This window comes from Janthinobacterium sp. PSPC3-1 (assembly GCF_049896105.1).
Classification (GTDB): domain Bacteria; phylum Pseudomonadota; class Gammaproteobacteria; order Burkholderiales; family Burkholderiaceae_D; genus Janthinobacterium.
The window spans coordinates 1-897 of sequence record NZ_JAFCTQ010000092.1 but is presented as its reverse complement, the minus strand read 5'-3'; the positions used below and the strand labels follow the sequence as shown (position 1 = coordinate 897).

Annotated in this window: 1 protein-coding gene; it reads left to right on the top strand. The window is 62.1% G+C overall.

Translation table 11 applies throughout. The features are described 5' to 3' along the window. A partial coding sequence (locus tag ACP7B7_RS31615; RefSeq protein WP_426079362.1) for a tandem-95 repeat protein occupies positions 1-897 on the top strand: 897 nt, incomplete at both ends.

Below are 897 nucleotides of genomic sequence, written 5' to 3'. Positions count from 1 at the left end.
AGCAAGGGCAGCAATCCTGCCCACGGCACTGTGGTAGTCAACAGCAACGGCACCTACACCTATACGCCGGTGGCCAACTACAACGGCGCCGACAGCTTTACCTATACCGTCAGCGATGGCAATGGCGGCAGCAATACCTACACGGTGGCGATTACCGTCAGCCCGGTCAACGATGCACCGACCGCCTCCGGCACCGCGATTTCCACCGCCGAAGACACGGCCAAATCGGGCAGCCTGCCAGCGGCTACCGACGTCGATGGCGATACCGTCACCTATAGCAAGGGCAGCAATCCTGCCCACGGCACTGTGGTAGTCAACAGCAACGGCACCTACACCTATACGCCGGTGGCCAACTACAACGGCGCCGACAGCTTTACCTATACCGTCAGCGATGGCAATGGCGGCAGCAATACCTACACGGTGGCGATTACCGTCAGCCCGGTCAACGATGCACCGACCGCCTCCGGCACCGCGATTACCACCGCCGAAGACACGGCCAAATCGGGCAGCCTGCCGGCCGCCACCGATGTCGATGGCGACACCGTCACCTATGGCAAAGGCAGCGACCCGGCCCATGGCACAGTGGTGGTGAATGCCAACGGCACCTACACCTATACGCCGGTGGCCAACTACAACGGCGCCGACAGCTTTACCTACACGGTGAGCGACGGCAATGGCGGCAGCAATACCTACACGGTGGCGATTATCGTCAGCCCGGTCAACGATGCGCCAACCGCTTCCGGCACAGCGATTACGACGGCAGAAGATGCCGTCAAGACCGGTAGCCTGCCAGCTGCCACGGATATCGATGGCGATACCGTCACCTACGGCAAAGGCAGCGACCCGGCGCACGGCACGGTGGTGGTGAATGCCAACGGCACCTACACCTATACGCCG